Genomic DNA, 24951 nt, shown 5'->3' with positions numbered 1-24951 from the left:
CAATTAAAGGCGGATTGTGATACGATACCTTTGCAAAAATAAGGACAGAAGAAAGGTAACGAAAAATGATAATGGCAAAAGAAAACAACAAAACTTATGATTTAGTGTATATTAGCATGTTTACGGTATTAATCGCAATCTGCTCATGGATTTCCATTCCGGCAGCAGTTCCTTTTACCTTGCAAACCTTAGGCGTTTTTCTGGCAGTGGGAATTCTGGGCGGTAAAAGGGGAACGATGGCTGTTTTGGTGTATATTTTACTGGGAGCTATCGGAATTCCCGTTTTCGCAGGCTTTTCTGGCGGAATTGGTGTTCTTACAGGAACAACAGGAGGCTATATTGTAGGATTTCTGGCATCCGCTCTTGTGATGTGGGGTATGGAACGTGCTTTCGGAAAAGGAAAAAAGATACAAATTCTCTCTATGCTTGTAGGATTATTGGCATGCTATGCAGTAGGAACCTTATGGTTTATGGCAGTATATACTCATCAGACCGGTGAAGTGGGAATTTTAGCAGTTCTGGGCTGGTGCGTATTTCCGTTTGTGATACCGGATATTTTAAAAATTGCTTTGGCGGTAATATTAAGCGGAAGATTAAAAGGAGCAGTCAGAAGATGAAACAGGAAGGTTTGAAAATCAGGGCACATCATGGTATGTGCCTTCATTTTTTTGAAGGAAAAGGATATAGTAATGAATTTACGGCTCACATGCAGAAAATTTATGAAGAAATGCAGAAAAATCCAGAGGTCGAGGTGGTTGCCTGTGGGGATGAAATCTGTAAAAAATGCCCGAATTTAGAAAACGGAGTCTGCAATACATGGGAGCTTGTTCTGCATTATGACAGAGAAGTTCTAAAATGCTGCGGGCTGGCTGAGGGAATAAAAATTTTCTGGAATGATTTTGCAAAGCTGGTGGAGGAGAGGATTATTTCTTCAGGAGAACGTCAAAAGATATGCGGAAATTGTCAGTGGTCGTCTATATGCTCAAAGAAAGTAGAAAAAAGCCTATTGGAAACTGAAAAAAATTGTGTTACACTATAAAAAAACCACTGGAGGGAAAGAAAATGAGAGCAGAATTTGATGAAACATTAGTAACCGGAAATGAAATGATTGATGGACAACATAAAGAACTGATTGAACGTATTAACCAGCTTTTAGAAAGCTGCGAAGACGGACAGGGCAAAGTGAAAGCAATTAAAATGTTGGATTACTTATTAGATTATACAGAATTTCATTTCAGCGCAGAAGAAAAATTACAGGAAGAAATTCAGTATCCGGGAATCGAAGAACATAAAGTAAAACATGCAGAATTTAAAAATGCTGTAAAAGAACTTCAGGAAATGCTGGAAGAGGAAGAAGGACCGACAGAAGCGTTTGTAGCTCAGGTTAAGAAAAATGTAGTAGATTGGTTATTCGACCACATTAAAGGCTTTGACCGTTCTGTGGCAGAATATAAATTTATGGCTTCCAACGCAGACAGATTATAATTAAGAGGTTGTATATGATATTATTTGTAGAATATCCCAAATGCAGTACCTGTCAGAAGGCAAAGAAATGGCTTGTAGAAAATCAGGTGGAATTTGAGGAGCGTCATATTGTAGAAGACAATCCTTCTAAGGAAGAACTCAAGGCTTGGTATGAAAAAAGCGGACTTCCTTTGAAGCGTTTCTTTAATACCAGCGGAATGAAATACAAAGAATTGAAGCTAAAGGATAAGCTGCCTGCTATGACAGAGGAAGAACAGCTTGAGCTTCTGGCTTCAGATGGTATGCTGGTAAAACGACCTGTGCTTGTAGGGAATGATTTTGTCCTTACAGGCTTTAAGGAAAAAGAGTGGACAGAAAAATTAAATTAAAGTCAGCAGGGGAGTCCGTGGGCGGGCTGAGAGGAAGTTATCAACTTCGACCCTTTAACCTGATATGGGTAATGCCAGCGTAGGGAGATGAATGTGAAAACCGGGAAACGTGCAGGCGTTTTCCGGTTTTTTACTTTATAGCTGTAAATGCTGGAAATTCACAGTCATTATAATATAAAAAACAGGATAGGGGAAAAAATGAGATTAGAAAGAAAAAATATGTGTTTATATGCAGTTACGGATAGAAGCTGGATAGGAGAAAAGAGTTTTTTGGAGCAAATTGAGGATTCTTTGAAGGGTGGAGTTACTTTATTGCAGCTTCGTGAAAAGAATTTAAGCAGGGAGGAGTTTTTAAAAGAAGCACAAGAAGTGAAGAAATTGACGGACAAGTATGGTGTGCCTTTCATTATCAATGATGATGTGGAAATTGCATTACAGGTAGATGCAGCCGGTGTTCATGTAGGACAAAAGGATATGGAAGCAGGAGAAGCCAGACAAAAGCTGGGAGCAGATAAAATTTTGGGAGTGTCTTGTCGCACTGTAGAGGATGCAAAAAAAGCAGAACAAATGGGAGCAGATTATTTGGGAGTAGGGGCTATGTTTGCAACTTCTACAAAAACAGAGGCAGAAGTAATTACAACAGAACGTTTGAGGTCTATTTGTCAGGCAGTAGCTATTCCGGTTGTGGCAATTGGCGGCATTAAGGAAGAAAATATAACAAAATTAAGGGACTGCGGTATTTCAGGTGTTGCAGTGATTTCAGGAATTTATGCTCAAAAAGATATAGAAAGTGCTTGTCAGAGATTTTTAAAGCTGTCAAAGGAAATTACACAGCAGGAGGTAAAAGAAAAATGAAAAAAGTATTAAGTATTGCAGGTTCGGATTGTAGCGGAGGCGCAGGAATTCAAGCAGATATCAAAACTATTTGTGCACATAATATGTATGCCATGACAGCGATTACTGCATTAACAGCGCAGAATACTACAGGTGTTTATGATATTGTGGAAGTATCTCCGGAATTTATAGCAAAGCAGTTGGATTGTATTTTTCAGGATATTTATCCGGATGCTGTGAAAATCGGAATGGTTCCAAATAGCGAGATTGTCTGTGTTATTTCTGAAAAATTACGGGAATATCAGGTGAAAAATATTGTAGTGGATACAGTTATGGTATCGACAAGTGGAAGCAGACTGATGCAGCAAGAAGCTTGTAAAGTGATGAAGGAACAGCTTTTTCCTTTAGGAAAAGTATTGACACCTAATCTTTTTGAGGCTGAGGTTCTTTCGGGAATAGAGATAAAGAGTCAGGAAGATATGGTATTGGCAGCAGCAGAAATTGGAAAATATACGCAGGGAGCAGTTTTGGTAAAAGGTGGACATTTGACGCAGGGAGCAGATGATCTTCTCTATGAAAATGAGAAAGAAATCTGGTATTGCAAAGAAAAAATTGAAAATCCCAATACACATGGTACAGGCTGTACTCTGTCTTCTGCCATTGCATGTAACCTTGCCAAAGGGTATTCTTTACAGGAAAGTGTAAAAAATGCCAAGGAATATCTCACTGGAGCCATTGAGGCTGGACTGGATTTGGGAAAGGGCAGAGGACCACTTAATCATCTCTATAATACAGTGGTAATAAAGAATTAAAGATATTTATAATAATTTAAAGTGTGCTTTATTTATGGTTCCTAAAAAAATAAAGCACACTTTTTTTGATAAAGTATTATTTCACTGTAATAAGTTTATATTTACTGTTTCCAATTCCGATTTTTTCTCCATGAGAAATAGCTGTTTCCCAACAGGTTTCAGGGAAAATGCTATGGAAGTGGTCGTGATTGTGGCAAGCTCTTTCTTCTTCACTGCAATCTCCCAACATACTGTTAGAAAGAACAGGTTGAGCATTTACGGCTTCTGCACAGGCCATATCAAGAGCTACGGGATCGAAAGAAGCAAACATTCCTACATTTGGAACGATGGCAGCGTCATTTTCTCCATGGCAGTCACAATATGGAGATACATCGATTACCAGACTGATATGGAAATGAGGGCGATTGTCAATAACTGCCTTTGTGTATTCTGCAATTTTGCAGTTTAAGATTTCATTTGACTCGTCAGAAGCAGATAAAATTGCATCTTTTGGACAGACACCAATACATCTTCCGCAGCCAACACATTTATCGTGGTTAATGGTTGCTTTTTTATTTTCAAATTCTGGAGCGTCATGGGCACAAATTTTTGCACACATTTGACATCCAACGCATAAATTTTGGTCTACGTGAGGTTTTCCGGCAGAATGCATTTCCATTTTTCCGGCTCTGGAGCCACAACCCATTCCGATGTTTTTTAAGGCACCGCCAAATCCTGTTGATTCATGTCCTTTGAAGTGGCTTAAAGAGATAAAAACATCTGCATCCATAACTGCACGTCCGATTTTGGCTTCTTTTATGTAAGTGCCGCCCTCTACAGGAACCAGTGTTTCATCCGTACCCTTCAGACCATCTGCAATGATAATCTGGCAGCCTGTTGTAGTTGGATTAAAGCCATTTAAATTGGCACTGTCTAAATGGTCGAGAGCATTTTTTCTTCCTCCTACATATAAGGTGTTGCAGTCTGTGAGAAAAGGTTTTCCACCTAATTCTTTTACTATATCAGCAACTGCTTTAGCATAATTAGGGCGAAGAAATGCAAGATTTCCAGGTTCCCCGAAGTGCATTTTAATAGCAACATATTTGTCTGTAAAATCAATATTTCCAATTCCGGCAGTTTTGATTAATCTTTGCAGTTTTGTGAGAAGATTATCGCCGTTTTTCACTCTTAAATCTGTAAAATATACATTTGATACTTCCATTTTCAATCCTCCTGTTATTTATGAAAAGATGCCTGACGAATTGTTTCGTGCTGTGCACTTTTGCTATTCTGGCAGTATAAAAATATTTTATCATTGGAAAAACCAAGATACAATATAAAAATATGGATTTTCTTTAGACTGTTCAGGAAAGTGGAAATGTGATAAAATTTACTGAAAAACGATGAAGGGATAAAAAGATGGGGAAAAGACTTTATCTGACATGTAGAAATGGGTTAAATTGTAATGTTTTAATACAAGCTTTAACAAAACTGGTAAAACAGCAGAACTTATCTGTAAAAAATAAATTAAAAGAGGAAACTGAACAAAGACTTATACAGGTCTATGATTTATTAGAAGAAGCAGGAAAAGACAGAGAAGAAGATAAAAAGCAGCAGGAGGAACTGGGGAAACTATTAGATGCACTGGAATGTGAGAAAATCTGTATTTCTTCTCTTACTGAAGGAAATAATGAAGAAACTCTTGAGGAGAAATCTGTTTCTATTTTTCATATTTTACAGAGGTATCATATTCCTATAGAATTGCAGCCGGAAAAGGGAGAGCTTTTAAGCCTGGGAATTGTCTGTTTTCTGGCTGTTTTCGGAGAATGGAAAACAGAAAAAACACCCGGTTATTTGGTACAGACAATTATAGAAAAAGGTGATAAAGACAGTGTAATAAAACTTTTGCTGTGTTCGGATACAGAAATTTCAGAAAAAGCAAAAGATACGGTACAGGTTTTAGAAACGAATGTGGATGACTGCAGTGGAGAACAATTGGGGTATGCCATAGAGTGTTTAATGAAAGCAGGCGCATTAGATGCTTCTTGCTTTCCTATTTATATGAAGAAAAACAGAGTTGCTTATATGCTGCAGGTATTATGCAAAAAAGAGCAGCAGGAAAAGCTGGAAGATATTATTTTTCGAGAAACTACCAGTATAGGATTACGCAGATACGAAGAAAACCGTAGAATTTTGCCCAGAACTTTTAAAGAAATCCAGTTAAAAGACGGACAGAAAGTAACTGTAAAAGTATGTGAACACCACGGGCAGAAATTTTGTTATCCGGAATTTGAAACGGTAAAAAAGGTGTGCGAAGAAACAGGCAGAGCTTACAGAGATGTGTATGATGAAGCATCTGCCGTGGCGGGAGGATATTATGAAGACCTATGAAGAAAAGAAGCGGGACTTATATGAAAAAATGAAAGAATACACAAAAGAAGATATTTGTATTGCTTTTTCGGGAGGCGTGGACAGCAGTCTTCTTTTAATGCTGGCAAAAGAATGTATGAAGCAACAGAAAAAAGCAGGGAATATTCATGCAGTAACCTTCCATACGGTTTTGCATCCGCCCTGTGATTTGGAAATTGCTCAAAAAGTAGCAAAAGAAGCCGGTGCGGTTCATAAAGTGGTTTTTGTCAATGAATTAGAGCAGGAAGAAATTCGGTTTAATCCAAAAGACAGATGTTATCTTTGCAAAAAAACTTTATTTCAGAAGCTTTTGGAGTATGCGAAAAGTCAGGGGATTTCTGTTGTCATGGAAGGAACAAACGAGGATGATTTGCATGTGTATCGTCCGGGATTAAGGGCAATCAAAGAGCTGGGAGTATTCAGTCCGCTGGCAGAAGCTGGATTTACCAAAGAGGAGGTAAGAAAACTGGCAGAGGAGCTGAGCGTTTCTGTGGCAAGTCGCCCGTCAACACCATGTCTTGCCACAAGGCTTCCTTATGGAACAGAAATTAAAACAGAAGCTTTGGAGAAAATTGCTTTAGGAGAGGAATATTTAAAAAAACAAGGCTTTTCCGTAGTACGAATAAGACTCCACGGAGAGATTTGCAGAATTGAAATTCCAAAAGCAGACTTTGGAGCTTTTTTGGAAAAATCGCAGGAAATAACAGAAGCTTTGCAGAAAAGAGGATTTCAGTATATCACTTTAGATATACAGGGATTTCGAAGCGGAAGTATGGATGAATTCAGAAATGAAAAGTTGTCAAGAAAAAATACTTGACAGAGTAAAAAGTCTGTTGTATGATAAGCAAGGTGATGCGAATGGAGAAATTTGTAGAGCAGACTTTACTGTATGATTTCTATGGTGAACTGCTGACAGTTCATCAGAGAAGAATTTATGAAGATGTGGTCTTAAATGACTACTCGCTCAGTGAAGTAGCTGACGACTTGGGAATTAGCCGTCAGGGAGTACATGATAACATTAAGCGCTGCAATAAAGCTTTGCAGGATTATGAGGCAAAGCTGCATTTGGTAGAAAAGTTTTTAAGTATCAAAGAAAAAGTTCATCGTATTCACGAACTGAGTAAGAAATGTGAAAAGCTTAGCAAACAGGAATTAGTTTTCCAAGTGGAAAATATTTCTCAGGAAATTTTAGAGGAGTTATAACAGATGGCATTTGAAAGCTTAACAGACAAATTACAGAATGTATTCAAAAACTTAAGAAAAAAAGGCCGTCTGACGGAAGCCGATGTAAAAGCTGCCTTAAAAGAAGTAAAAATGGCTTTATTAGAAGCCGATGTAAGCTTTAAGGTAGTAAAACAGTTTATGAAAGCGGTACAGGAAAGAGCCATTGGACAGGATGTAATGTCCGGTTTGAATCCGGGACAGATGGTAATCAAAATCGTAAACGAAGAGCTTGTGAAGCTTATGGGAAGCGAGACAACAGAGATTGCCTTAAAGTCAGGAAATGAAGTGACTGTTCTCATGATGGTAGGACTTCAGGGTGCCGGAAAAACAACGACTACCGCAAAGCTGGCAGGAAAGTTGAAATCTAAAGGCAAAAAACCTCTGTTAGCAGCCTGTGACGTATATCGTCCTGCGGCAATTAAACAGCTTCAGGTAAACGGTGAAAAACAGGGTGTGGATGTATTTTCCATGGGCGATAAAAACAGTCCTGTGGATATTGCGAAGGCTGCTTACGAGCATGCAAAAAATGAAAAGTATAATGTCTTGATTTTGGATACAGCAGGTCGTCTTCACATTGATGAAGACATGATGGAAGAACTGGAAAAAATCAAAGAAGCAATTACTGTGGATCAGACTTTACTGGTCGTAGATGCCATGACAGGTCAGGATGCTGTAAATGTAGCAGAAACCTTTGGTGAAAAGGTAGGAATTGACGGTGTTATATTGACAAAGATGGATGGTGACACTCGAGGTGGTGCTGCTCTTTCCATAAAGGCAATCAGCGGAAAACCAATTTTATATGTTGGTATGGGTGAAAAGCTTTCTGATTTAGAACAGTTTTATCCGGAACGTATGGCATCCCGTATTTTAGGTATGGGAGATGTTATGAGCCTGATTGAAAAAGCACAGGCAAATCTGGATGAAGAGAAGGCAAAGGAAATGGAACAGAAGTTCCGCAAAAATTCTTTTGGCTTTGATGATTATCTGGAAAGTATGAACCAGATGAAAAATATGGGTGGTTTATCCAGTGTATTGAGTATGCTTCCAGGTGTAGGTTCTCAGATGAAAGATTTGGAAGGTATGGTGGATGAAAAGGATATGGCTCGTAAAGAAGCGATTATCTTGTCTATGACACCGAGAGAACGTTCTCATCCGGAAATCTTAAATCCATCAAGAAAATATCGTATTGCAAAAGGCGCCGGTGTGGATGTATCAGAAGTCAATCGTATGGTAAAGCAGTTTGAGCAGGCTAAGAAAATGATGAAACAAATGCCCGGTCTAATGGGTGGCAAAGGTGGTAAAAGAGGAAAATTCAAACTTCCCTTTTAACATATATGAAAGATAATGAAATAAACCAGGAGGTGAAATGAAATGGCAGTAAAAATCAGATTAAGAAGAATGGGACAGAAAAAGGCTCCTTTTTATAGAATCGTTGTAGCAGATTCCAAATCTCCAAGAGATGGAAGATTTATCGAAGAAATCGGAACATACGATCCAACTCAGGAACCAAGCGTATATAAAGTAGATGAAGAAGCAGCTAAAAAATGGCTTGCAAATGGTGCTCAGCCAACAGATGTTGTTGCTAAAATCTTTAAACTGGCTGGTATCGAAAAATAATCTGGGAGGTGTCTTGTAATGAAAGAATTAGTTGAAGTAATTGCAAAATCTCTCGTAGATTGTCCTGAAGAAGTCATTGTGACAGAAACAGAAGATAATGATGCGATTTTCGTTGAACTTAAGGTGGCAGCTTCCGATATGGGTAAAGTAATCGGTCGTCAGGGACGTATTGCAAAGGCAATCCGTACTGTTGTAAAAGCAGCTTCTTCCAAGAGTGAAAAGAAAGTAGTCGTAGATATTTTACAGTAAGCAAGAGGTGAGCGCTATATGCGCCCCTTTTTGCTATGCAGGAAAAGGAAAGAAGGCTGTAGTAAATACTTATTTACTGCGGCTTTTTGTATGTAGAGTTTTAATGAGGAGATTTAACTGATGGAAGATTTATTGCAGGTGGGTGTAATTACCACTACACATGGAATCAGAGGAGAAGTAAAGGTTTTTCCTACCACAGATGATGCGCATAGATTTGATTATTTAAAAAGTGTACTTTTAGATACAGGAAAAGAGTTGTGTGAGCTTGATATAGAAAGAGTAAAATATTTTAAGCAGTATGTTATTTTGAAATTTAAGGACGTAGATGATATCAATGATATTGAGCCATATAAAGGGAAAAGCCTGTATGTAACAAGAGAGTTTGCAGTGCCTTTAAAAGAAAATGAGTATTATATTGCAGACTTAATCGGTATGGAAGTTTATTTGGAAGACGGAAAGCATTTTGGGACTTTGATGGATGTTATGGAAACAGGAGCAAACGATGTTTATGTGGTTCATCTGGAAGCGGGAAAAGAAGTTTTAATTCCAGCGATTAAAGACTGCATCAAAGAAGTAGATGTAGAGAATGGAAAAATGGTCGTTCATCTTTTGAAGGGCCTGTGCTAGGAGGGATAAAATGGATTTTCATGTACTTACGCTGTTTCCTGAAATGGTGGAAAATACAGTCCAGACCAGTATTACAGGAAGAGCAGTGAAAAACGGAAAAATAGCCCTCCATACGGTAAATATCAGAGATTTTGCAGACAATAAACATTCTCGTGTAGATGATTACCCTTACGGGGGCGGTGCAGGAATGGTCATACAGGCAGAGCCTGTGTATCAGGCATATCAGTCTGTAAAAAAACGGACTTCAAAGCCCAGATGTATTTATCTCACTCCTCAGGGAAAGGTTTTTAACCAGACTATGGCAGAGGAGTTTGCCTTGGAAGAGGAGCTGGTTTTTCTCTGTGGGCATTATGAGGGAATTGACGAGAGAGTTTTAGAGGAAATCGTGACAGATTATGTTTCTATCGGAGACTATGTGCTCACCGGAGGAGAACTGGCTGCCTGTGTTATGATTGATGCAATTTCCCGATTTGTTCCAGGCGTTTTAAATAATGAGGAGTCTTCTCAGTTTGAGTCCATGCAGGATAATTTGCTGGAATATCCCCATTATACCAGACCGGAAAGCTGGAGAGGAAAAAATGTGCCTGCGGTATTGCTGACCGGAGACCATACAAAAATTGAGGCGTGGCGTTTGGAAGAGTCTTATAAAAGGACAAAGGAAAGACGTCCTGATTTAAGAGCAAAAAACCGTCCTGTGACAGCCGCTTATTTCAGTCCGACAGGGGGAACAAAAAAAGCAGCGGAGCTATTGGCTTGCTGTTTGACGCAAAATCCGCAATATATTGATTTGACGAGAAGAAAGCTGCGCAGAGAAAAAAGAGAGTTTTCCGGTCAGGAATTACTCCTTGCAGCAGCGCCTGTCTATGGCGGACAGCTTCCGTCCTTGGATGACAAGTTATTTTCAAATTTAAAGGGAAATCAAACACCTTGTGTCATCATGGCTGCTTATGGAAACAGACATTATGATGATACCCTCTCCCAGATGAAAAAAATCCTGGAGGAAAGAGGATTTGTGTGCATTGGAGCTATTGCACCGGTTATTCCACACATTTATTCGGATAAACTAGGGGCAGGCAGACCCAATGAGCAGGATGCGGCAATTTTTAAGAAATTTGCGGTACTGATAAAAAAACGCATAGAAGAAGGGGAAGAACAGGGATTTGCTTCTGTTCAAGTTTCCGGAAATCCCATGCCGGATAAAAAAGAGATGAAGCCTGTACCAAAAGCTTTTATAAAAGAACGCTGCACAGGCTGTCAGGTATGCGTGCAGAAATGTCCTGTGTATGCCATTTCCAAGGATACGCTGGAAATTGACGAAAGGAAATGTATTTCCTGTATGCGATGCGCTTTACTGTGTAAAAAGGGAGCAAGAGCTTATGACGCATCTGCGGTAAAAGCTCATTTAGAAGAAAAATTTCTGACACCGAGAGAGGTGGAATTTTTCTAATCTGTTTAAAAATCAAGGGAAAATACTTGACAAGGATATGGGGAGATAGTATAATTACCCATGTTGTAAAAAGAGATGGTCCTCTGTTGCTGATTGCATTAAGAACGTCCGAATTTAAAGGAGAAAAATCATGAACGAAATTATTAAAAACATTGAAGCTGCTCAGATGAAAGCAGAAGCACCGGAATTCAACGTAGGAGATACTGTAAGAGTTCACGGTAAAATCAAAGAAGGTAATCGTGAAAGAATTCAGGTTTTCGAAGGTGTTGTATTAAAGAAACAGGGTGGAAGCAACCGTGAAACATTCACAGTTAGAAAAAATTCTAACGGAATTGGTGTTGAAAAAACATGGCCATTACACTCCCCTAACGTAGAAAGAGTAGAAGTTATAAGACGTGGTAAAGTAAGACGTGCAAAATTGAACTACTTAAGACAGCGTGTAGGTAAAGCAGCGAAAGTAAAAGAGTTAGTAAAATAATAACGTAAACATGACAGGGACACATACTTTGGTATATGTCCCTGTTTCTTCAATACGGATAATTTAGGTGAAAACAGGATGAAAAAGAAGAAAAGCAGAAAAAAGAGAGAACAGCAAAGGGAAATGGCGCTGGAGTTTATTAAAAGTAAAAGAGGTAGAACAGTTTTTAGCTGGGTATTTCAGGTGGCAGTGGTGTTGGCTGTTGCTGCAGTGGTATCTATTTTCTTTTTTCAGAGTATTCGTATGCAGGAAAGCAGTATGGAACCTACCTTGCGGACAGGTGAAACTTTTTTTATAAATAAGCTGGCATATAAGCTAACAGGGCCCAAAAGAGAAGATATGATTGCCTTTACAAAGGATGGAAAAGACAATGCGGCAATTCATATTAAAAGAGTAATCGGACTTCCCGGAGAAACAATTCAAATTCAGAATGGGGAAGTTTATATTGATGGAAAAAAATATAAAGAAAAAATGAAAGTGGATAAAATGACAAATCCCGGTCTGGCAGACGAAGGGGTTACTTTGAAAAATGATGAATATTTTGTGTTAGGTGACAATCGAAATAACAGTGAAGACAGCCGCTTTGCAGAGGTAAAGAAAGTTAAGAAGAAATATATTGAAGGTAAGCTGTGGTTTCGAGTTGCACCGGTAAACAAAATGGGATTTATAAAACATTAGACAAAAGGAGAAATAGCATGAATTATCAATGGTACCCGGGACACATGACAAAAGCAAAACGTATGATGCAGGAGAATATTAAGCTCATTGACCTGATTATTGAGGTGGTGGATGCGAGAATTCCTTTTTCCAGTCGAAATCCGGATATAGATGAATTAGGCAAAAATAAAGCAAGACTTATTTTGTTAAATAAATCAGATTTAGCAGATGAGCGCGAAAATGAGAAATGGGCAGAATATTTTAAAAGCAAAGGCTATTATGTAGTAAAATTAAATGCAAAAAGCGGTGCAGGGATAAAAGGAGTTCTTCCTGTTGTCATGGAGTCCTGTAAAGAAAAGCTTGAGCGAGACAGAAAAAGAGGAATTATCAACAGACCAATCAGAGCGATGGTAGTGGGAATTCCAAATGTAGGAAAATCTACATTTATCAATGCATTTGCAGGGAAAGCCTGCACGAAAACAGGAAATAAACCAGGCGTGACAAAGGGAAAACAGTGGATACGCATTAACAAAAACGTAGAACTTCTGGATACACCGGGGATTTTATGGCCGAAATTTGAAGATCAGAGCGTAGGAGCAAAACTCGCTATGGTAGGCTCTATTAAAGACGAAATTTTAAATTTAGAAGAATTATCTCTGGAATTGTTAAAATATCTTCATGAGTCTTATGAGGGCGTTTTGACAAAAAGATATGATATTGAGGAAAGCGAAAATGCACTTTCTATGTTGGAACAAGTTGCAGAAAATAGGAAATGTATACAGAAAGGTAACGAGCTGGATTATTTAAAGGCAGCTAATATTTTATTAGAAGAGTTTAGAAACGGGAAAATCGGAAAAATTACTTTAGAAAAGCCGGAGGCTTAAAATGGAAAGTATTCAGGAAATTAAAGAGAGATTTAAGAATACACCGATACAGGAATTGCCTGCTTTTTGTGAAATTTACAGGGCGGATGAACGAAAAGGTGTACAGAAGCTTGTAGAACAGGGGCACAAGCGCATACAAGCTTTGGAACAGGAAAAAGAACGTTTAAAGCAAATGAGAGAATTTGAGCGTGAATATGAACATTTAGGCTATATTTGTGGGATTGATGAAGTGGGGCGTGGCCCTTTTGCCGGTCCTGTAGTGGCAGGTGCAGTGATTTTGCCGCCGGATTGTGAAATTTTATATGTGAATGACTCAAAACAGCTTTCTGAAAAAATGCGAGAACAACTTTATGATGAAATTATGGAAAAAGCAGTTTCTGTGGCAGTTGGATATGCAAGTCCTCAGAGAATTGATGAAATCAATATTTTGCAGGCGACCTATGAGGCGATGCGAGAAGCTGTTTCAAAATTGGATGTCACACCTCAAATTTTGTTAAATGATGCAGTGACTATTCCTCAGATTACCATCCCTCAAGTGCCTATTATTAAGGGAGATGCAAAGAGTATTTCCATAGCGGCGGCCAGTATTGTGGCAAAGGTTACCAGAGATCGCCTGATGAGGGAATATGATAAAATCATGCCGGAATATGGGTTTGCATCCAATAAAGGATACGGCTCTAAAGAACATATTGAGGCCATTAAGAAATATGGTCCGACTCCGATACACAGAAGGAGTTTCATTCATAATGTGACAGGGGAAAATTATGAATGAAATTGGCAGAAAATATGAAGAAAAAGCAGCTGAACTTTTGGAAGAACAAGGATATTTTATATTAGAACGAAATTACCGGTGTAAACAAGGTGAGATTGATTTAATTGGAAAAGAGGGGGAGTATCTGTGTTTTATTGAAGTGAAATACAGAAGTGATTTAAGTTACGGAAGCCCACTGGAAGCCGTGACGAAAGCAAAGCAGAGAAAAATTTCCAGAACAGCCTTGTATTATCTTACCAAAGAGGGATATCCTGAGGATACGCCTTGTCGTTTTGACGTAGTAGGGATATCTTCCAATAGGGCAGAGCTTATTCGAAATGCCTTTGAATATCAAAGATAAATGAAAAAAAATCAATGGGATAATTGCATAAATTTAACAGAAAATCTTAGGTACTATTACATAAATGTTACGAAAAAATGAAAAAAGGCTATTTTTCTTGTGAATATTATGTTATAATCAGTTTCGGTTATGAAAAGGAGCTTTGATTATGAGGAAAAAAACAAGTACAGGTCTGATTTTGGGGCTTTTATCAGCAAGTCTGATTATCACTCCTTGTTACGCTGCGACTACACAGAGTAAGATTTCTGCAGAGCAGGGTAAACAAAAGGAAAATGAGAAACAGTTAAATGATGCTCAGGGAAGAATCAAAAGTCTGGAATCCAAGAAAAATAATTTGGAAGAGTACTTGACAGAACTGAATAACCAGCTTAGCGAATTGGGAGAAAACCTTCAGGATATTCAGAGTCAGTCAGATGCAAGACAGGAAGAACTGGCGGAGCTTGAAACCCAACTGGGAGAAGCGCAAAAAAAAGAGGAAGAACAGTATTCCAAAATGAAACTTCGTATTCAGTATATGTACGAAAATTCAAATAGTTCTTATATAACATTATTTTTGGAAGCAAAGGATCTTTCAGAATTTTTAAGTCAGGCAGAAAATATGTCGCAGATGACAAAGTATGATAGAAAGATGCTGGAAGAATATAAAAAGACAACAGCGGAAATTAAAGAAAAAGAAGAAAGTATAAAAAAAGAGCAGGAAAAGCTTAAAAAGCTTCATAAAGAAAGTTTAGAAAAGCAGGACGAGATTTCATCAGTTATGAAAAGTACCCGGTCTCAGATGGAAGAATATGAGACACAGATTTCTGCGGAAAAGGATACTACAAAAGCATTGCTGAATAAAATCAATGTGCAAAGTGATAAAATCAATGCTTTAATTAAGCAGGAAAAGGATGAGGAGGCTGCACAGTCACAGAAACCGTCTGTACAAACTCCAAAGCCGGATAATACTGCGAAACCGGAAAACACAACAAAACCGGAAAATAAGCCTGCGCCGGAAGAAAGTAAACCGGAAACACCGCAGAAACCGGAAGATAATAACAACAATTCTCAGGAAAGTGAAGGTCAGAATACATCTGGTGAGAAATATTTAGGAAAATTTAAGATTACGGCATATTGTAACGGTTCTTGCTGTTCAGGGCATTCCAGCGGCTTAACTGCCAGCGGAACTGTTCCGGTACAGGGAAGAACAGTAGCTATGAATGGAATTCCTTTTGGAACGAAATTAAAAATAAATGGATCTGTGTATACAGTAGAGGACAGAGGTGTACCTTATGGACATGTTGATATTTATTTTGAAAGTCATGAGGATGCGATGGAATTTGGGAGAATGTACGCAGATGTATATCAAGTGAATTAAAGATTACATAATAAAAACAGATGGCCTTGTGACCATCTGTTTTTCAATGTTTGATAAGTTTTTAGCACCTCTTCAGAAGCTTATTGATTTTCTTTGTTGTATTTCGAACTTTGTTTACAGATAAGTCATGGTTTAAAATATCCATGATACTTGCCAGATATTTACTCATATCAGCTTCCAGATAATAAGGACGTGTCAGCAATTCTGGATTTCTGTAGTTTAGATTTGTAGTAATCACACGATAAATATATTCTTTTTCGTAATATTCATCGAATTTTTCCAGTCCGTCTGTGAAAAGACCAAAAGTAGTACATACAATTACACGTTTTGCCTTACGTTCTTTTAATTTTCTTGCAACATCTAACATACTTTCTCCGGAAGAAATCATGTCGTCAATAACAATCACATCTTTTCCTTCTACGGAGTCGCCTAAAAATTCATGAGCAACAATTGGATTACGTCCGTTTACAACGGTGGAATAATCACGGCGTTTGTAGAACATACCCATGTCAACACCTAAAATATTAGAGAAGTACACAGCTCTTTGCATAGCACCTTCGTCAGGGCTGATAATCATTAAGTGCTCGTTATCAATTTTAAAATCTTCGATATTTGCACATAATGTTTTTAAGAACTGGTAAGTTGGCATGAAGTTATCAAATCCGGATAACGGAATTGCATTCTGCATACGTGGATCATGAGCGTCAAAAGTAATGATATTAGAAACACCCATTTGAACTAATTCCTGAAGTGCAAGAGCACAGTCGAGAGATTCTCTTTTGCTTCTTTTGTGCTGGCGGCTTTCATAGAGGAAAGGCATGATTACGTTAATACGATGTGCTTTTCCGGCAGCAGTAGCAATAATACGTTTTAAATCCTGATAATGGTCGTCAGGTGACATGTGATTCACATGTCCGCACATATTGTAAGTTAAACTGTGATTACAGACATCTACCATAACAAACATATCTGCACCACGAATAGATTCGTTGATTACACCTTTGGCTTCTCCTGAACCAAAGCGTGGGCAGCTGCAGTCAATGAGAAAACTGTTTTCAGCATAACCCCGGAAGTTTAATCCGGATTGATTGTGAGAATTTAATTCTTTTCGGAATTGTACCAGATGAGCATCTACCTGAGAAGCTAATTCAGAACAGCTTTTTAATGCTGCTATTTTAATAGGAGCCACCGGGATAGATTTTTCCAGCAAACTGATATTAACCATAATGACCTCCATTTTACAGTTATTTGACATAATTACACAATAAGTTATAACATTCGACACGCATGAGAGTCAAGGAAAAATATTGCTTTTTTCATATAATGTTGGTATTATAAAAAATAACGGGCATTTGCAGGAGGAAGAATATGAAAAATAACCGACATAAAATCAGCCAGGTAAAAGAAGGAAGCATTGCCTGGGAGTTAGAATTAGAGCCGGGAGATGAGTTGATCAGCATCAATGGAGAAACCATAGAAGATGTTTTTGATTATCATTATCTGGTGAATGATGAATATATAGAATTGCTGATAAGAAAATCAAATGGCGAAGAATGGGAACTGGAAATCGAAAAAGAGTTTGAAGAGGATTTAGGCATCGAGTTTGAAAACAGTCTGATGGATGAATATCGTTCCTGTAGAAATAAATGTGTTTTTTGCTTTATTGATCAGATGCCACCGGGAATGCGAGAAACGCTGTATTTTAAAGACGATGATTCTCGACTGTCTTTTTTACAGGGGAATTATGTAACGCTTACTAATATGAGTGACCATGATATTGACAGAATTATTCATTATCATTTAGCGCCGATTAATATTTCTTTTCAGACTACAAATCCTAAGCTTCGATGTAAAATGCTGAATAATCGTTTTGCCGGAGATATTTTTCCTAAGGTACAGCGCTTATTTGAAGCGGGAATTGAGATGAATGGACAGATTGTTCTGTGTAAAGGGTTAAATGATAAGGCTGAATTAGAACGTAGTATTTGTGATTTAACACAGTATTTGCCTCATTTGCGCAGCGTTTCTGTGGTTCCTGTGGGACTTAGTAAATATAGGGACGGGCTTTATCCATTAGAGCCTTTTACAAAGGATGAGGCAGCGCAGGTAATTGACACCATTGAAAGCTGGCAAAAGAAAATCTTTCCTGAATTTGGGATTCATTTTATTCATGCCAGTGATGAATGGTATCTGCTGGCAGGCAGAGAACTTCCTGAGGAAGAACGATATGACGGCTATCTTCAGTTAGAAAACGGAGTGGGTATGTTGCGGCTTTTAGATACAGAAGTGACAGAGGCTCTGGAAGAAACAGTTTCTGATAACAGAAAGAGAAAGATTTCTTTTGCAACAGGAAGGTTGGCATATCCGTATATATGCAAATATGCAGATAAAGTGAAGGAAAAGTTCCCTCACATAGAAATCCAAGGATATGAAATACGCAATGACTTTTTCGGAGAGAGGATTACCGTGTCAGGGCTTTTGACAGGCCAAGATATAATCAAGCAACTTGCAAATGAAGATTTGGGAGAATGTCTGTTGCTTCCTTGTAATTTGCTTCGAAGTGGAGAAGATGTATTTCTGGATGATACAACCGTAGGTGAAATTGAAACAGCTTTAAAAGTTCCTGTGCAGATTGTAGATGAAGCAGGTGCAGATTTTGTAGCGGCAGTTTTAGGAGAAAATACAAGAAAAACAAATAAAAGGAGAACAATGTATGAGCAAACCGATTGTAGCAATTGTTGGAAGGCCTAATGTAGGAAAATCAACACTTTTTAATGCCCTTGCAGGGGAAAAGATTTCTATTGTAAAAGATACACCAGGAGTAACAAGAGATAGAATTTATGCAGAAGTAACATGGTTGGACAAGACGTTTACTATGATTGATACCGGAGGAATTGAACCGGAGAGTAATGATGTTATTCTTTCTCAGATGAGAGAGCAGGCACAGATTGCTATTGATACTGCAGATGTCATTATTTTCATGACAGATGTTCGTCAGGGCCTGGTAGATGCAGATTCAAAAGTAGCGGATATGCTTCGAAGAAGTAAAAAGCCAGTAGTTTTAGTTGTAAATAAAGTGGATAGTTTCCAAAAATTCATGATGGATACTTATGAGTTTTATAATTTGGGAATTGGAGAACCGGTACCTATTTCTGCTGCATCTATGTTGGGATTAGGAGATATGCTGGAAAAAGTCGTAGAACATTTCGATGATGATGCACAAAATGATGAAGAAGATGAAATTCCAAAAATTGCAGTAGTAGGAAAACCAAATGTAGGGAAATCTTCTCTGATTAACAAAATTTTAGGAGAAGATAGAGTCATTGTTTCTAACATTGCAGGAACTACCAGAGATGCTATTGATACAAAGGTGACTTATCAAGGAAAAGAATATACTTTTATTGACACAGCAGGTCTTCGTAGAAAAAACAAGATTAAAGAAGAACTGGAGAGATATAGCATTATTCGTACGGTAACTGCTGTAGAAAGAGCAGATGTGGTGGTTATGATGATTGATGCCACAGAAGGTGTAACAGAGCAGGATGCAAAAATTGCAGGAATTGCTCATGACAGAGGAAAAGGTGTGGTAATTGCCGTAAATAAATGGGATGCTATTGAAAAGAATGACAAAACGATTTATAAGTTTACCAATAAAGTAAGAGAGACTCTTTCTTATATGCCTTACGCAGAGATTATGTTTATTTCTGCACATACAGGACAGAGAATTCCAAATCTTTTTGAAACTATTGATATGGTTCTGGAAAATCAGACACTGCGTATTCAGACAGGTGTCTTAAATGAGATTATTACAGAAGCAACAGCTCTTCAGCAGCCACCTTCTGACAAAGGGAAACGTTTAAAAATCTTCTATACAACACAGGTTTCTGTAAAACCGCCTACTTTTGTTATTTTTGTAAATGATAAAGAATTGATGCATTTTTCTTATGTGAGATATTTGGAAAATAAAATCAGAGAAGCATTCGGATTTAAAGGAACTTCGTTGAAGTTTATTATTCGTGAGCGAAAAGAGGGAGAATAGAGAAAATGTTAGCGCGAGTGATTTGTCTGGCAATCGGTTATGTATGTGGGTTGTTTCAAACCGCTTACATTTATGGAAAGAAAAACGGAATTGATATACGTGAACATGGAAGTGGAAATGCAGGAAGTACGAATGCATTGAGAACGCTGGGAAAAAAAGCAGGGGCATTAACGCTTTTGGGGGATTGTTTAAAATGCGTTGTGGCTATTCTTATTGCAAAATTACTTTTTGCATCACACCAGGGAAATGATTTACTGCTTTTAGAGTTATATGCAGGTGCGGGTTGTGTTTTGGGACATAATTTTCCTTTTTATCTGAAATTTAAAGGTGGAAAGGGTATTGCAGCATCGGTAGGTCTTTTGTTGGCATTTGACTGGAGGCTGTTTCTGATTTGTGCCGTATTGTTTTTTGGAGCATTTTTCCTGACACATTATGTGTCTTTGGGCTCTTTGTTGGCGTATTTTGGATTTGTAGTGGCGCTTATTATTTTCGGACAAATGGGGACTTATGACTGTACGCAGCCTGCTTTATATGAAATGTATGGTGTGGCAGTAGTTTTAATGCTTCTGGCATATTGGAGGCATAGACAGAATATTGTTCGTTTGATACATGGAAATGAAAACAAAATTTTTCTTAGGAAAAAGAGGTAGAAGCTTATGAGCAAAGTAAGTGTAATTGGGGCAGGAAGCTGGGGCACGGCTCTGGCAATTCTTTTAGAAAAGAATGGGCATGAGGTGACCTTGTGGTCGCATAGGGAAGAAGAAGCAAAAGAACTGGCAAAAAGCAGAGAACACAAATCAAAGCTTCCGGGGGTACAGATACCGGAGAGAATTGAAATTACCGGTAATTTAGAAAGCGCTTTACAGGCAAAAGATGTACTTGTCTTTGCAGTACCTTCTGTGGCAGTGCGCAGTACAGCAAAAAAGGTTGCCCCTTATGTAAAAAAGGGACAGCTGATTGTGAATGTGGCAAAGGGAATAGAGGAGACGACTCTGATGACACTTACGGATATTATCGAAGAAGAAATTCCCGGAGCAAAGGGCTGTGTGCTTTCAGGACCCAGCCATGCAGAGGAGGTAAGCCGAGGACTTCCTACAACCTGTGTAGTCGGAGCAAAGGACAAAGAAACGGCAGAGTTTTTGCAGAACGTTTTTATGAGTCCTGTATTTCGTGTTTATATCAGTCCGGATATTCTGGGCATTGAGCTGGGCGGTGCGCTAAAAAATGTCATTGCGCTGGCGGCAGGAACAGCAGACGGACTGGGATACGGGGATAATACAAAGGCAGCCTTAATTACGAGAGGAATTACGGAAATTGCCCGTCTGGGAATTGCCATGGGGGCAAAAGCTGATACCTTCTATGGATTATCCGGTATAGGAGATTTAATTGTAACCTGTGCAAGTAAGCACAGCAGAAACCGAAAAGCAGGTTATCTCATGGGACAGGGCAGAAGTATGCAGCAGGCGATGGACGAAGTAAACATGGTTGTAGAAGGCGTATACTCTGCAAAGGCAGGTCTTGCATTATCACAAAAATATAAAGTGGAAATGCCGATTATCGAGCAGGTAAATAAAGTGCTTTTTGAAGGAAAAGCGCCGGCAGCTGCGGTAAAAGAATTGATGGTAAGAGATAAGAAGATTGAGTCTTGGGATAGCACATGGACAATGGAATAAAAGTAAAAGGAGCTGCATATTTGTATGATATGCAGCTCCTTGTGTTAAGGATAAGCATCAAGGCATCATATCTTCGGGAATGCCTGTGATACGTTGTCCGGTATTCATAGCAGAAATGGCGGACATTTCCTCCGGTGTCAGAGAAAAGTCGAAGATTTTGCTGTTTTCTTCTAAATGATTTTTCTGGCCTGCTTTTGGGATGACAGAAATATTCTGCTGTACAAGCCAGCGAAGACCGATTTGCGCAGGTGTTTTCTGATGTCGGTTTCCGATTTCCAGCATAAGCGGACTGTTCATATAAGCCCCTCTGGCAAGGGGAGCATAAGCCTGTAAGGCGATGCCGCTGCTTTGACAGTAGGAAACAAGCTCAGGAGTTTGGAAAAGCGGATGCAGTTCTACCTGATTAACGGCAGGAACAATATCGGAACATTCCTTTAAAAGTTCTAAATCATGTACAGAAAAATTGGAAACACCGATGGATTTAACAACACCGGAAGCCTGTAATTTTTCTAAGACGTGCCAAGTGTTGCAGAAGCAGCCGGGCACAGGCCAATGGATAAGATACAAATCCAGATATTCTAGTCCCAGACGCTCCAGACTGCGATAAAAGCTGTCTTCAATATTTCCGATGCGCTGTGCCGTATTCCATAATTTTGTGGTGATAAATAATTCACTTCGCGGAATGGAAAGGGCTTTTATGGATTTTCCGATGCCTTCCTCGTTTTTATAAAAAGAAGCCGTATCAATCAGGTGGTAGCCACAGGAAAATGCTTCCAGAATTTCTTGTTTTAGTTGATTGTCATCTGTTGTTTTATATGTGCCAAGTCCTAAGAGAGGCATCTCTTTTGTGTCGTTTAAATGAATAATATGATTGCCGAAAGACATATAAAAACCTCCTTGTACTATTGACAGTATAACATGAAAATGTGAAGAATGTACAACGTTTTTATTAAATTTCAAAATTGGCAAAAGATTGTTCAAAAACCTACAAAATCCATAGCGAATAAAGGGGAAAATGCTGTTTTCTGTATATGGAAAAAGATGTCAGGAAGAAGACTTATACAAAAGGGGAAAAGAGGCTTTTGAAGCTATTGCACAAAAATAACAAAAAGTTAAATAAATAAGTGGAGATATTGAAAATATTTACGGGTTGGACTTAGAAAAAAACATAAAATATCTTGATAAAAATAATGAAACCATGTATAATGAGCTTAATTGATAAATTATTGTCATTCAGTGCGTAAAAATATAAAACAGCGCACAGAAAGGATGGAAAAATGCACTTAATCAAAGATGAAAATGGCAATGTAATTCCTCACGGAAGTGATCATCATCATGACCACGAGCATGGACATGAGCACTGCGGCAGCTGCAACAGTGACTGTCAGGGAAACTGCACAGATGAAGTGGTAGCCTTGTTAAATTATATGTTATCACACAATGAGCATCATGCAGAGGAATTGGATCAGATGGCAGAAAATCTGGAAAAGCTGGGTATGCCGGATGCGGCAAAAACCATTAAAGAAGGCGTTGCAGATTTCAAAAAAGGCAATATGCGTTTGGGACTGGCCCTGACACTTGTTAAGGAACATTTAAAGGAGGCGTAAATATGTGTCTTGCAACTGTTCAAAAAGAAAGTGACAACACGGTTATCTGTAAAATGGTAAGCCGTATTGATGTAGAAGGAGAAAATGTTATTCTTCGTGACATCATGGGTGAAAAAACAGTGATTAAAGGGAAAATCCTTATGGTGGATTTAGCAAACAGCCTTGTAAAGCTGGATTGCGAATAAGATTTTAAAGGGTAACACCTTAAAATAATATAATATTTTAAATGCGGAGGTACAAACTTATGAAATTATCAGATGCAATGAGAGAGAAAATGCTCCTTTCTTTTGAGCTTTTTCCACCAAAAACAGACAAAGGTATGGAAAATCTTCCGGGAACAATCGAACATTTATGTAAGTACAAACCAGAATATATTTCCTGTACATACGGTGCCGGCGGAACAAACGTTGGTAAAAACATGGACGTATGTAAAATGATTAAAGATGCAGGAACAATCCCTGTTACACATTTTACATGTATTGGAAATACAGCAGAAGGTATTAAAGACCAGCTTCAGAATTATCTGGACAACGGTGTAGACCATATGCTGGCTCTGCGTGGCGACCTTCCGTTCGGATGGACAGGAACAGGCGGAGATTTCGCTTATGCAACAGATTTGGTTGCTTATGTTCGTAAAGAATTCGGCGATAAAATCGAAATCGCAGTTGCAGGTTCTCCTGAAGGGCATATTTCCTGCCGCAGCTTAGAAGCTGATATCGCAGTTCTGAAACAGAAACAGGACAACGGTGCTGACTACATCATGACTCAGTTATGCTGGGATATGGAACAGTTTAAATACTGGTTAGACGCAATCCGTTGCGCAGGTATCACAATGCCGGTTGACGTAGGTATCATGCCAATCTTAGATCAGGCTGCTACAATCAATATGGCTCTGTCACGTAACGCATGTGTAATGCCACGTGAACTTTGCGAAATCATCTCCAAAAATTGGATCTTCCCAAATCCATTTGTACAGGATCCATTTGATGCAGATGTAGAAGGTAAAAAAGCAAGATTTAAAGAAGCTGGTATTGAATATACAATCAGACAGATTGATGAATACCGTGCTTGCGGTATTGATGGTATCCATCTGTACGCATTGAACAAATGGAAAGATGTATCTGAAATCATCGACCGTTCCGGACTTCGTACATTAGTATAAGAAGTATAAAAATGTAAAGAAACATAGGAGGTGCCCTTTATGGCGCATGTAATTGCAGTTGCCGGAAAAGGCGGCGTAGGTAAGACAACACTGACAGGACTTATTATTCAGTATCTGGGCGAAAAGGGCAAAGGTCCTATTCTTGCAGTAGATGCAGATGCAAATTCAAATTTAAATGAAGTGCTTGGTGTAAAAGTAGACGCAACCCTCGGTGATGTCCGTGAAGAAGTTGCCCGTTCTGAAATGGCAAAGGATAATCCTATTCCTGCCGGTATGACTAAGGCGGATTATATGGAATTTAAGTTTGATGATGCGTTGGTAGAAGATGATGATTTTGATTTGCTGGTAATGGGCCGTACTCAGGGGAAAGGCTGTTATTGTTTTGTAAACGGTCTTTTGCAGGCGCAGCTTCAGCGATTAGAAAAAAATTATCCATACATTATCGTAGATAATGAAGCAGGTATGGAACACATCAGCAGAGGTGTGCTTCCAAGCATGCAGACAGCAATTCTGGTCAGCGACTGTTCCCGTAGAGGTGTGCAGGCGGTAGGAAGAATTGCAAAACTGATTGAGGAATGTGATATGCACCCTCGTCAGATTGGATTGATTATTAACCGTGCACCCGGCGGCGTACTCAATGAGGGTACAAAGCAGGAAATTGAAAATCAGGGACTTCATCTTCTGGGGGTTGTACCTCAGGACGAGACTGTTTTTGATTATGATTGTGAAGGGAAACCTACAATCAATCTTCCGGAAGACTCTCCGGTAAAAAAAGCTATACGGGAAATAGTCGATAAGTTAGATATTTAAAGCGTAAGCTTTCTCCTCTCTGTCCGGGCATAAGAAAAACCTGTTGTAGCGTAAGCTATGCAATGGCTGGAAACAATTTTGATGCAGCCGTTGAGGCAGAGAGGATTTTTTATAAAGCTTG

At 38.7% G+C, this 24951-nt stretch carries 31 protein-coding genes and 1 riboswitch; of the genes, 28 read left to right on the top strand and 3 right to left on the bottom strand.

From position 1 onward, the window contains the following. Positions 1-71 precede the first annotated feature (71 nt). The 6 genes from CGC63_RS08150 (at position 72) to thiD (ending at position 3499) form a co-directional block, all read left to right on the top strand. A complete protein-coding gene (locus CGC63_RS08150) occupies positions 72-617 on the top strand; it encodes a biotin transporter BioY (protein ID WP_330399101.1) in 546 nt (181 codons plus the stop codon). Continuing rightward, positions 614-1039 (top strand): DUF1284 domain-containing protein, encoded by a 426-nt coding sequence (locus CGC63_RS08145; protein ID WP_003021308.1) that lies wholly within the window; start codon positions 614-616, stop codon positions 1037-1039. Before CGC63_RS08150 ends, CGC63_RS08145 begins: the two co-directional genes overlap by 4 nt. A gap of 23 nt (positions 1040-1062) precedes the next feature. Beyond that, the gene (locus CGC63_RS08140; RefSeq protein ID WP_040351138.1) at positions 1063-1485 is read left to right on the top strand and encodes a bacteriohemerythrin; all 423 of its coding nucleotides are present in this window, start codon (positions 1063-1065) and stop codon (positions 1483-1485) included. Positions 1486-1499: 14 nt separating this feature from the next. Then, on the top strand, positions 1500-1853 hold the full coding sequence (locus CGC63_RS08135) for an arsenate reductase family protein (RefSeq protein WP_003021314.1): 354 nt from the start codon (positions 1500-1502) through the stop codon (positions 1851-1853). Next, a riboswitch (TPP riboswitch) is annotated at positions 1851-1956 on the top strand. (Overlaps the previous gene by 3 nt.) Before the next feature lie 95 nt (positions 1957-2051). Beyond that, the gene (thiE, locus tag CGC63_RS08130) at positions 2052-2708 is read left to right on the top strand and encodes a thiamine phosphate synthase (protein ID WP_009246103.1); all 657 of its coding nucleotides are present in this window, start codon (positions 2052-2054) and stop codon (positions 2706-2708) included. After that, on the top strand, positions 2705-3499 hold the full coding sequence (gene thiD / locus CGC63_RS08125) for a bifunctional hydroxymethylpyrimidine kinase/phosphomethylpyrimidine kinase (protein WP_003021320.1): 795 nt from the start codon (positions 2705-2707) through the stop codon (positions 3497-3499). The genes thiE and thiD overlap by 4 nt, the downstream gene beginning before the upstream one ends. A 76-nt stretch (positions 3500-3575) precedes the next feature. On the opposite strand, the gene CGC63_RS08120 is transcribed toward thiD, so the two are convergent. Next, positions 3576-4700 carry a DUF362 domain-containing protein gene (locus tag CGC63_RS08120; protein ID WP_003021323.1) on the bottom strand — a complete coding sequence of 375 codons (1125 nt, stop codon included), beginning with the start codon at positions 4698-4700 and terminating at the stop codon, positions 3576-3578. A 197-nt stretch (positions 4701-4897) separates the two neighbouring features. Between CGC63_RS08120 and larC2 the strand changes: the two genes are divergently transcribed. The 14 genes from larC2 (at position 4898) to CGC63_RS08050 (ending at position 15539) form a co-directional block, all read left to right on the top strand. After that, complete coding sequence (gene larC2, locus CGC63_RS08115) at positions 4898-5869, top strand: nickel pincer cofactor biosynthesis protein LarC2 (RefSeq protein WP_003021325.1); 972 nt, start codon at positions 4898-4900, stop codon at positions 5867-5869. Beyond that, on the top strand, positions 5856-6704 hold the full coding sequence (gene larE, locus CGC63_RS08110) for an ATP-dependent sacrificial sulfur transferase LarE (protein WP_003021328.1): 849 nt from the start codon (positions 5856-5858) through the stop codon (positions 6702-6704). Before larC2 ends, larE begins: the two co-directional genes overlap by 14 nt. Before the next feature lie 41 nt (positions 6705-6745). Continuing rightward, the gene (gene ylxM / locus CGC63_RS08105) at positions 6746-7090 is read left to right on the top strand and encodes a YlxM family DNA-binding protein (RefSeq protein ID WP_009246100.1); all 345 of its coding nucleotides are present in this window, start codon (positions 6746-6748) and stop codon (positions 7088-7090) included. Positions 7091-7093: 3 nt separating this feature from the next. Further along, on the top strand, positions 7094-8440 hold the full coding sequence (ffh, locus tag CGC63_RS08100; protein ID WP_003021334.1) for a signal recognition particle protein: 1347 nt from the start codon (positions 7094-7096) through the stop codon (positions 8438-8440). A gap of 42 nt (positions 8441-8482) precedes the next feature. Beyond that, positions 8483-8728, top strand: coding sequence for a 30S ribosomal protein S16 (rpsP, locus tag CGC63_RS08095; protein WP_003021336.1), 246 nt, complete (start codon positions 8483-8485; stop codon positions 8726-8728). An 18-nt stretch (positions 8729-8746) separates the two neighbouring features. Then, complete coding sequence (locus CGC63_RS08090) at positions 8747-8977, top strand: KH domain-containing protein (RefSeq protein WP_003021339.1); 231 nt, start codon at positions 8747-8749, stop codon at positions 8975-8977. Positions 8978-9097: 120 nt separating this feature from the next. After that, positions 9098-9604, top strand: coding sequence for a ribosome maturation factor RimM (gene rimM / locus CGC63_RS08085; RefSeq protein ID WP_003021342.1), 507 nt, complete (start codon positions 9098-9100; stop codon positions 9602-9604). A 10-nt stretch (positions 9605-9614) separates the two neighbouring features. Further along, on the top strand, positions 9615-11051 hold the full coding sequence (gene trmD / locus CGC63_RS08080; protein WP_003021345.1) for a tRNA (guanosine(37)-N1)-methyltransferase TrmD: 1437 nt from the start codon (positions 9615-9617) through the stop codon (positions 11049-11051). Positions 11052-11181: 130 nt separating this feature from the next. Continuing rightward, a complete protein-coding gene (rplS, locus tag CGC63_RS08075) occupies positions 11182-11529 on the top strand; it encodes a 50S ribosomal protein L19 (RefSeq protein ID WP_003021348.1) in 348 nt (115 codons plus the stop codon). 78 nt (positions 11530-11607) lie between these two features. After that, positions 11608-12207 (top strand): signal peptidase I, encoded by a 600-nt coding sequence (gene lepB / locus CGC63_RS08070; RefSeq protein WP_003021352.1) that lies wholly within the window; start codon positions 11608-11610, stop codon positions 12205-12207. Positions 12208-12224: 17 nt separating this feature from the next. Then, positions 12225-13070 (top strand): ribosome biogenesis GTPase YlqF, encoded by an 846-nt coding sequence (ylqF, locus tag CGC63_RS08065; protein WP_003021354.1) that lies wholly within the window; start codon positions 12225-12227, stop codon positions 13068-13070. Between the two features lies 1 nt (position 13071). Then, entirely contained in the window at positions 13072-13842 is a 771-nt protein-coding gene (locus CGC63_RS08060) for a ribonuclease HII (RefSeq protein WP_003021357.1), read from the top strand. Next, entirely contained in the window at positions 13835-14182 is a 348-nt protein-coding gene (locus CGC63_RS08055; RefSeq protein WP_003021359.1) for a YraN family protein, read from the top strand. Before CGC63_RS08060 ends, CGC63_RS08055 begins: the two co-directional genes overlap by 8 nt. A 148-nt stretch (positions 14183-14330) precedes the next feature. Next, positions 14331-15539 (top strand): PcsB-like coiled-coil domain-containing protein, encoded by a 1209-nt coding sequence (locus tag CGC63_RS08050; RefSeq protein WP_003021362.1) that lies wholly within the window; start codon positions 14331-14333, stop codon positions 15537-15539. A 61-nt stretch (positions 15540-15600) separates the two neighbouring features. Here the strand turns inward: CGC63_RS08050 and CGC63_RS08045 are convergent, their stop codons facing one another. Further along, a complete protein-coding gene (locus CGC63_RS08045) occupies positions 15601-16764 on the bottom strand; it encodes a ribose-phosphate pyrophosphokinase (protein ID WP_009246094.1) in 1164 nt (387 codons plus the stop codon). 143 nt (positions 16765-16907) lie between these two features. On the opposite strand from CGC63_RS08045, the gene CGC63_RS08040 reads away from it, so the two are divergent. Genes CGC63_RS08040 through CGC63_RS08025 form a run of 4 tightly spaced genes read left to right on the top strand, consistent with a single transcriptional unit; the run spans position 16908 to position 21251 of the window. Continuing rightward, entirely contained in the window at positions 16908-18290 is a 1383-nt protein-coding gene (locus CGC63_RS08040; RefSeq protein ID WP_003021367.1) for a radical SAM protein, read from the top strand. Continuing rightward, positions 18253-19578: a ribosome biogenesis GTPase Der gene (der, locus tag CGC63_RS08035; protein WP_003021369.1), complete on the top strand. Its 1326-nt coding sequence runs from the start codon at positions 18253-18255 to the stop codon at positions 19576-19578. Before CGC63_RS08040 ends, der begins: the two co-directional genes overlap by 38 nt. A gap of 5 nt (positions 19579-19583) precedes the next feature. After that, positions 19584-20228 (top strand): glycerol-3-phosphate 1-O-acyltransferase PlsY, encoded by a 645-nt coding sequence (gene plsY / locus CGC63_RS08030; RefSeq protein ID WP_003021371.1) that lies wholly within the window; start codon positions 19584-19586, stop codon positions 20226-20228. A 6-nt stretch (positions 20229-20234) separates the two neighbouring features. Further along, positions 20235-21251, top strand: a complete 1017-nt coding sequence (locus tag CGC63_RS08025) for an NAD(P)H-dependent glycerol-3-phosphate dehydrogenase (RefSeq protein WP_003021373.1) — start codon at positions 20235-20237, stop codon at positions 21249-21251. Between the two features lie 57 nt (positions 21252-21308). Here the strand turns inward: CGC63_RS08025 and CGC63_RS08020 are convergent, their stop codons facing one another. Further along, positions 21309-22136: an aldo/keto reductase gene (locus CGC63_RS08020; RefSeq protein ID WP_003021375.1), complete on the bottom strand. Its 828-nt coding sequence runs from the start codon at positions 22134-22136 to the stop codon at positions 21309-21311. Positions 22137-22528: 392 nt separating this feature from the next. Here CGC63_RS08020 and CGC63_RS08015 point away from each other — a divergent pair, with 392 nt between their 5' ends. The 4 genes from CGC63_RS08015 to CGC63_RS08000 are packed head-to-tail and all read left to right on the top strand — an operon-like array spanning position 22529 to position 24830. Then, complete coding sequence (locus CGC63_RS08015) at positions 22529-22858, top strand: DUF8180 domain-containing protein (RefSeq protein ID WP_003021381.1); 330 nt, start codon at positions 22529-22531, stop codon at positions 22856-22858. Positions 22859-22860: 2 nt separating this feature from the next. Then, the gene (locus CGC63_RS08010) at positions 22861-23043 is read left to right on the top strand and encodes a CooT family nickel-binding protein (RefSeq protein WP_003021386.1); all 183 of its coding nucleotides are present in this window, start codon (positions 22861-22863) and stop codon (positions 23041-23043) included. Positions 23044-23102: 59 nt separating this feature from the next. Then, positions 23103-24020, top strand: coding sequence for a methylenetetrahydrofolate reductase (locus CGC63_RS08005; RefSeq protein ID WP_022239444.1), 918 nt, complete (start codon positions 23103-23105; stop codon positions 24018-24020). 39 nt (positions 24021-24059) lie between these two features. Continuing rightward, positions 24060-24830 carry an ATP-binding protein gene (locus CGC63_RS08000; protein WP_003021392.1) on the top strand — a complete coding sequence of 257 codons (771 nt, stop codon included), beginning with the start codon at positions 24060-24062 and terminating at the stop codon, positions 24828-24830. Positions 24831-24951: the final 121 nt, after the last annotated feature.

Source organism: Blautia hansenii DSM 20583, from assembly GCF_002222595.2.
Classification (GTDB): domain Bacteria; phylum Bacillota; class Clostridia; order Lachnospirales; family Lachnospiraceae; genus Blautia; species Blautia hansenii.
The sequence above is the reverse complement of the archived record's forward strand: the minus strand, read 5'-3'. Positions and strand labels throughout refer to the sequence as shown.

Coding starts and splice junctions, on each gene's coding strand:
- rpsP (WP_003021336.1), top strand. CDS start 8,483: ATGGCAGTAAAAATCAGATTAAGAAGAATGGGACAGAAAAAGGCTCCT.
- CGC63_RS08050 (WP_003021362.1), top strand. CDS start 14,331: ATGAGGAAAAAAACAAGTACAGGTCTGATTTTGGGGCTTTTATCAGCA.
- CGC63_RS08015 (WP_003021381.1), top strand. CDS start 22,529: ATGCACTTAATCAAAGATGAAAATGGCAATGTAATTCCTCACGGAAGT.
- CGC63_RS08005 (WP_022239444.1), top strand. CDS start 23,103: ATGAAATTATCAGATGCAATGAGAGAGAAAATGCTCCTTTCTTTTGAG.
- thiE (WP_009246103.1), top strand. CDS start 2,052: ATGAGATTAGAAAGAAAAAATATGTGTTTATATGCAGTTACGGATAGA.
- CGC63_RS08135 (WP_003021314.1), top strand. CDS start 1,500: ATGATATTATTTGTAGAATATCCCAAATGCAGTACCTGTCAGAAGGCA.
- CGC63_RS08120 (WP_003021323.1), bottom strand. CDS start 4,700: ATGGAAGTATCAAATGTATATTTTACAGATTTAAGAGTGAAAAACGGC.
- larC2 (WP_003021325.1), top strand. CDS start 4,898: ATGGGGAAAAGACTTTATCTGACATGTAGAAATGGGTTAAATTGTAAT.
- CGC63_RS08020 (WP_003021375.1), bottom strand. CDS start 22,136: ATGTCTTTCGGCAATCATATTATTCATTTAAACGACACAAAAGAGATG.
- CGC63_RS08150 (WP_330399101.1), top strand. CDS start 72: ATGGCAAAAGAAAACAACAAAACTTATGATTTAGTGTATATTAGCATG.
- thiD (WP_003021320.1), top strand. CDS start 2,705: ATGAAAAAAGTATTAAGTATTGCAGGTTCGGATTGTAGCGGAGGCGCA.
- rimM (WP_003021342.1), top strand. CDS start 9,098: ATGGAAGATTTATTGCAGGTGGGTGTAATTACCACTACACATGGAATC.
- trmD (WP_003021345.1), top strand. CDS start 9,615: ATGGATTTTCATGTACTTACGCTGTTTCCTGAAATGGTGGAAAATACA.
- CGC63_RS08040 (WP_003021367.1), top strand. CDS start 16,908: ATGAAAAATAACCGACATAAAATCAGCCAGGTAAAAGAAGGAAGCATT.
- CGC63_RS08000 (WP_003021392.1), top strand. CDS start 24,060: ATGGCGCATGTAATTGCAGTTGCCGGAAAAGGCGGCGTAGGTAAGACA.
- CGC63_RS08010 (WP_003021386.1), top strand. CDS start 22,861: ATGTGTCTTGCAACTGTTCAAAAAGAAAGTGACAACACGGTTATCTGT.
- ylxM (WP_009246100.1), top strand. CDS start 6,746: ATGGAGAAATTTGTAGAGCAGACTTTACTGTATGATTTCTATGGTGAA.
- CGC63_RS08145 (WP_003021308.1), top strand. CDS start 614: ATGAAACAGGAAGGTTTGAAAATCAGGGCACATCATGGTATGTGCCTT.
- ylqF (WP_003021354.1), top strand. CDS start 12,225: ATGAATTATCAATGGTACCCGGGACACATGACAAAAGCAAAACGTATG.
- CGC63_RS08045 (WP_009246094.1), bottom strand. CDS start 16,764: ATGGTTAATATCAGTTTGCTGGAAAAATCTATCCCGGTGGCTCCTATT.
- CGC63_RS08140 (WP_040351138.1), top strand. CDS start 1,063: ATGAGAGCAGAATTTGATGAAACATTAGTAACCGGAAATGAAATGATT.
- CGC63_RS08025 (WP_003021373.1), top strand. CDS start 20,235: ATGAGCAAAGTAAGTGTAATTGGGGCAGGAAGCTGGGGCACGGCTCTG.
- CGC63_RS08090 (WP_003021339.1), top strand. CDS start 8,747: ATGAAAGAATTAGTTGAAGTAATTGCAAAATCTCTCGTAGATTGTCCT.
- der (WP_003021369.1), top strand. CDS start 18,253: ATGAGCAAACCGATTGTAGCAATTGTTGGAAGGCCTAATGTAGGAAAA.
- rplS (WP_003021348.1), top strand. CDS start 11,182: ATGAACGAAATTATTAAAAACATTGAAGCTGCTCAGATGAAAGCAGAA.
- larE (WP_003021328.1), top strand. CDS start 5,856: ATGAAGACCTATGAAGAAAAGAAGCGGGACTTATATGAAAAAATGAAA.
- plsY (WP_003021371.1), top strand. CDS start 19,584: ATGTTAGCGCGAGTGATTTGTCTGGCAATCGGTTATGTATGTGGGTTG.
- CGC63_RS08060 (WP_003021357.1), top strand. CDS start 13,072: ATGGAAAGTATTCAGGAAATTAAAGAGAGATTTAAGAATACACCGATA.
- ffh (WP_003021334.1), top strand. CDS start 7,094: ATGGCATTTGAAAGCTTAACAGACAAATTACAGAATGTATTCAAAAAC.
- CGC63_RS08055 (WP_003021359.1), top strand. CDS start 13,835: ATGAATGAAATTGGCAGAAAATATGAAGAAAAAGCAGCTGAACTTTTG.
- lepB (WP_003021352.1), top strand. CDS start 11,608: ATGAAAAAGAAGAAAAGCAGAAAAAAGAGAGAACAGCAAAGGGAAATG.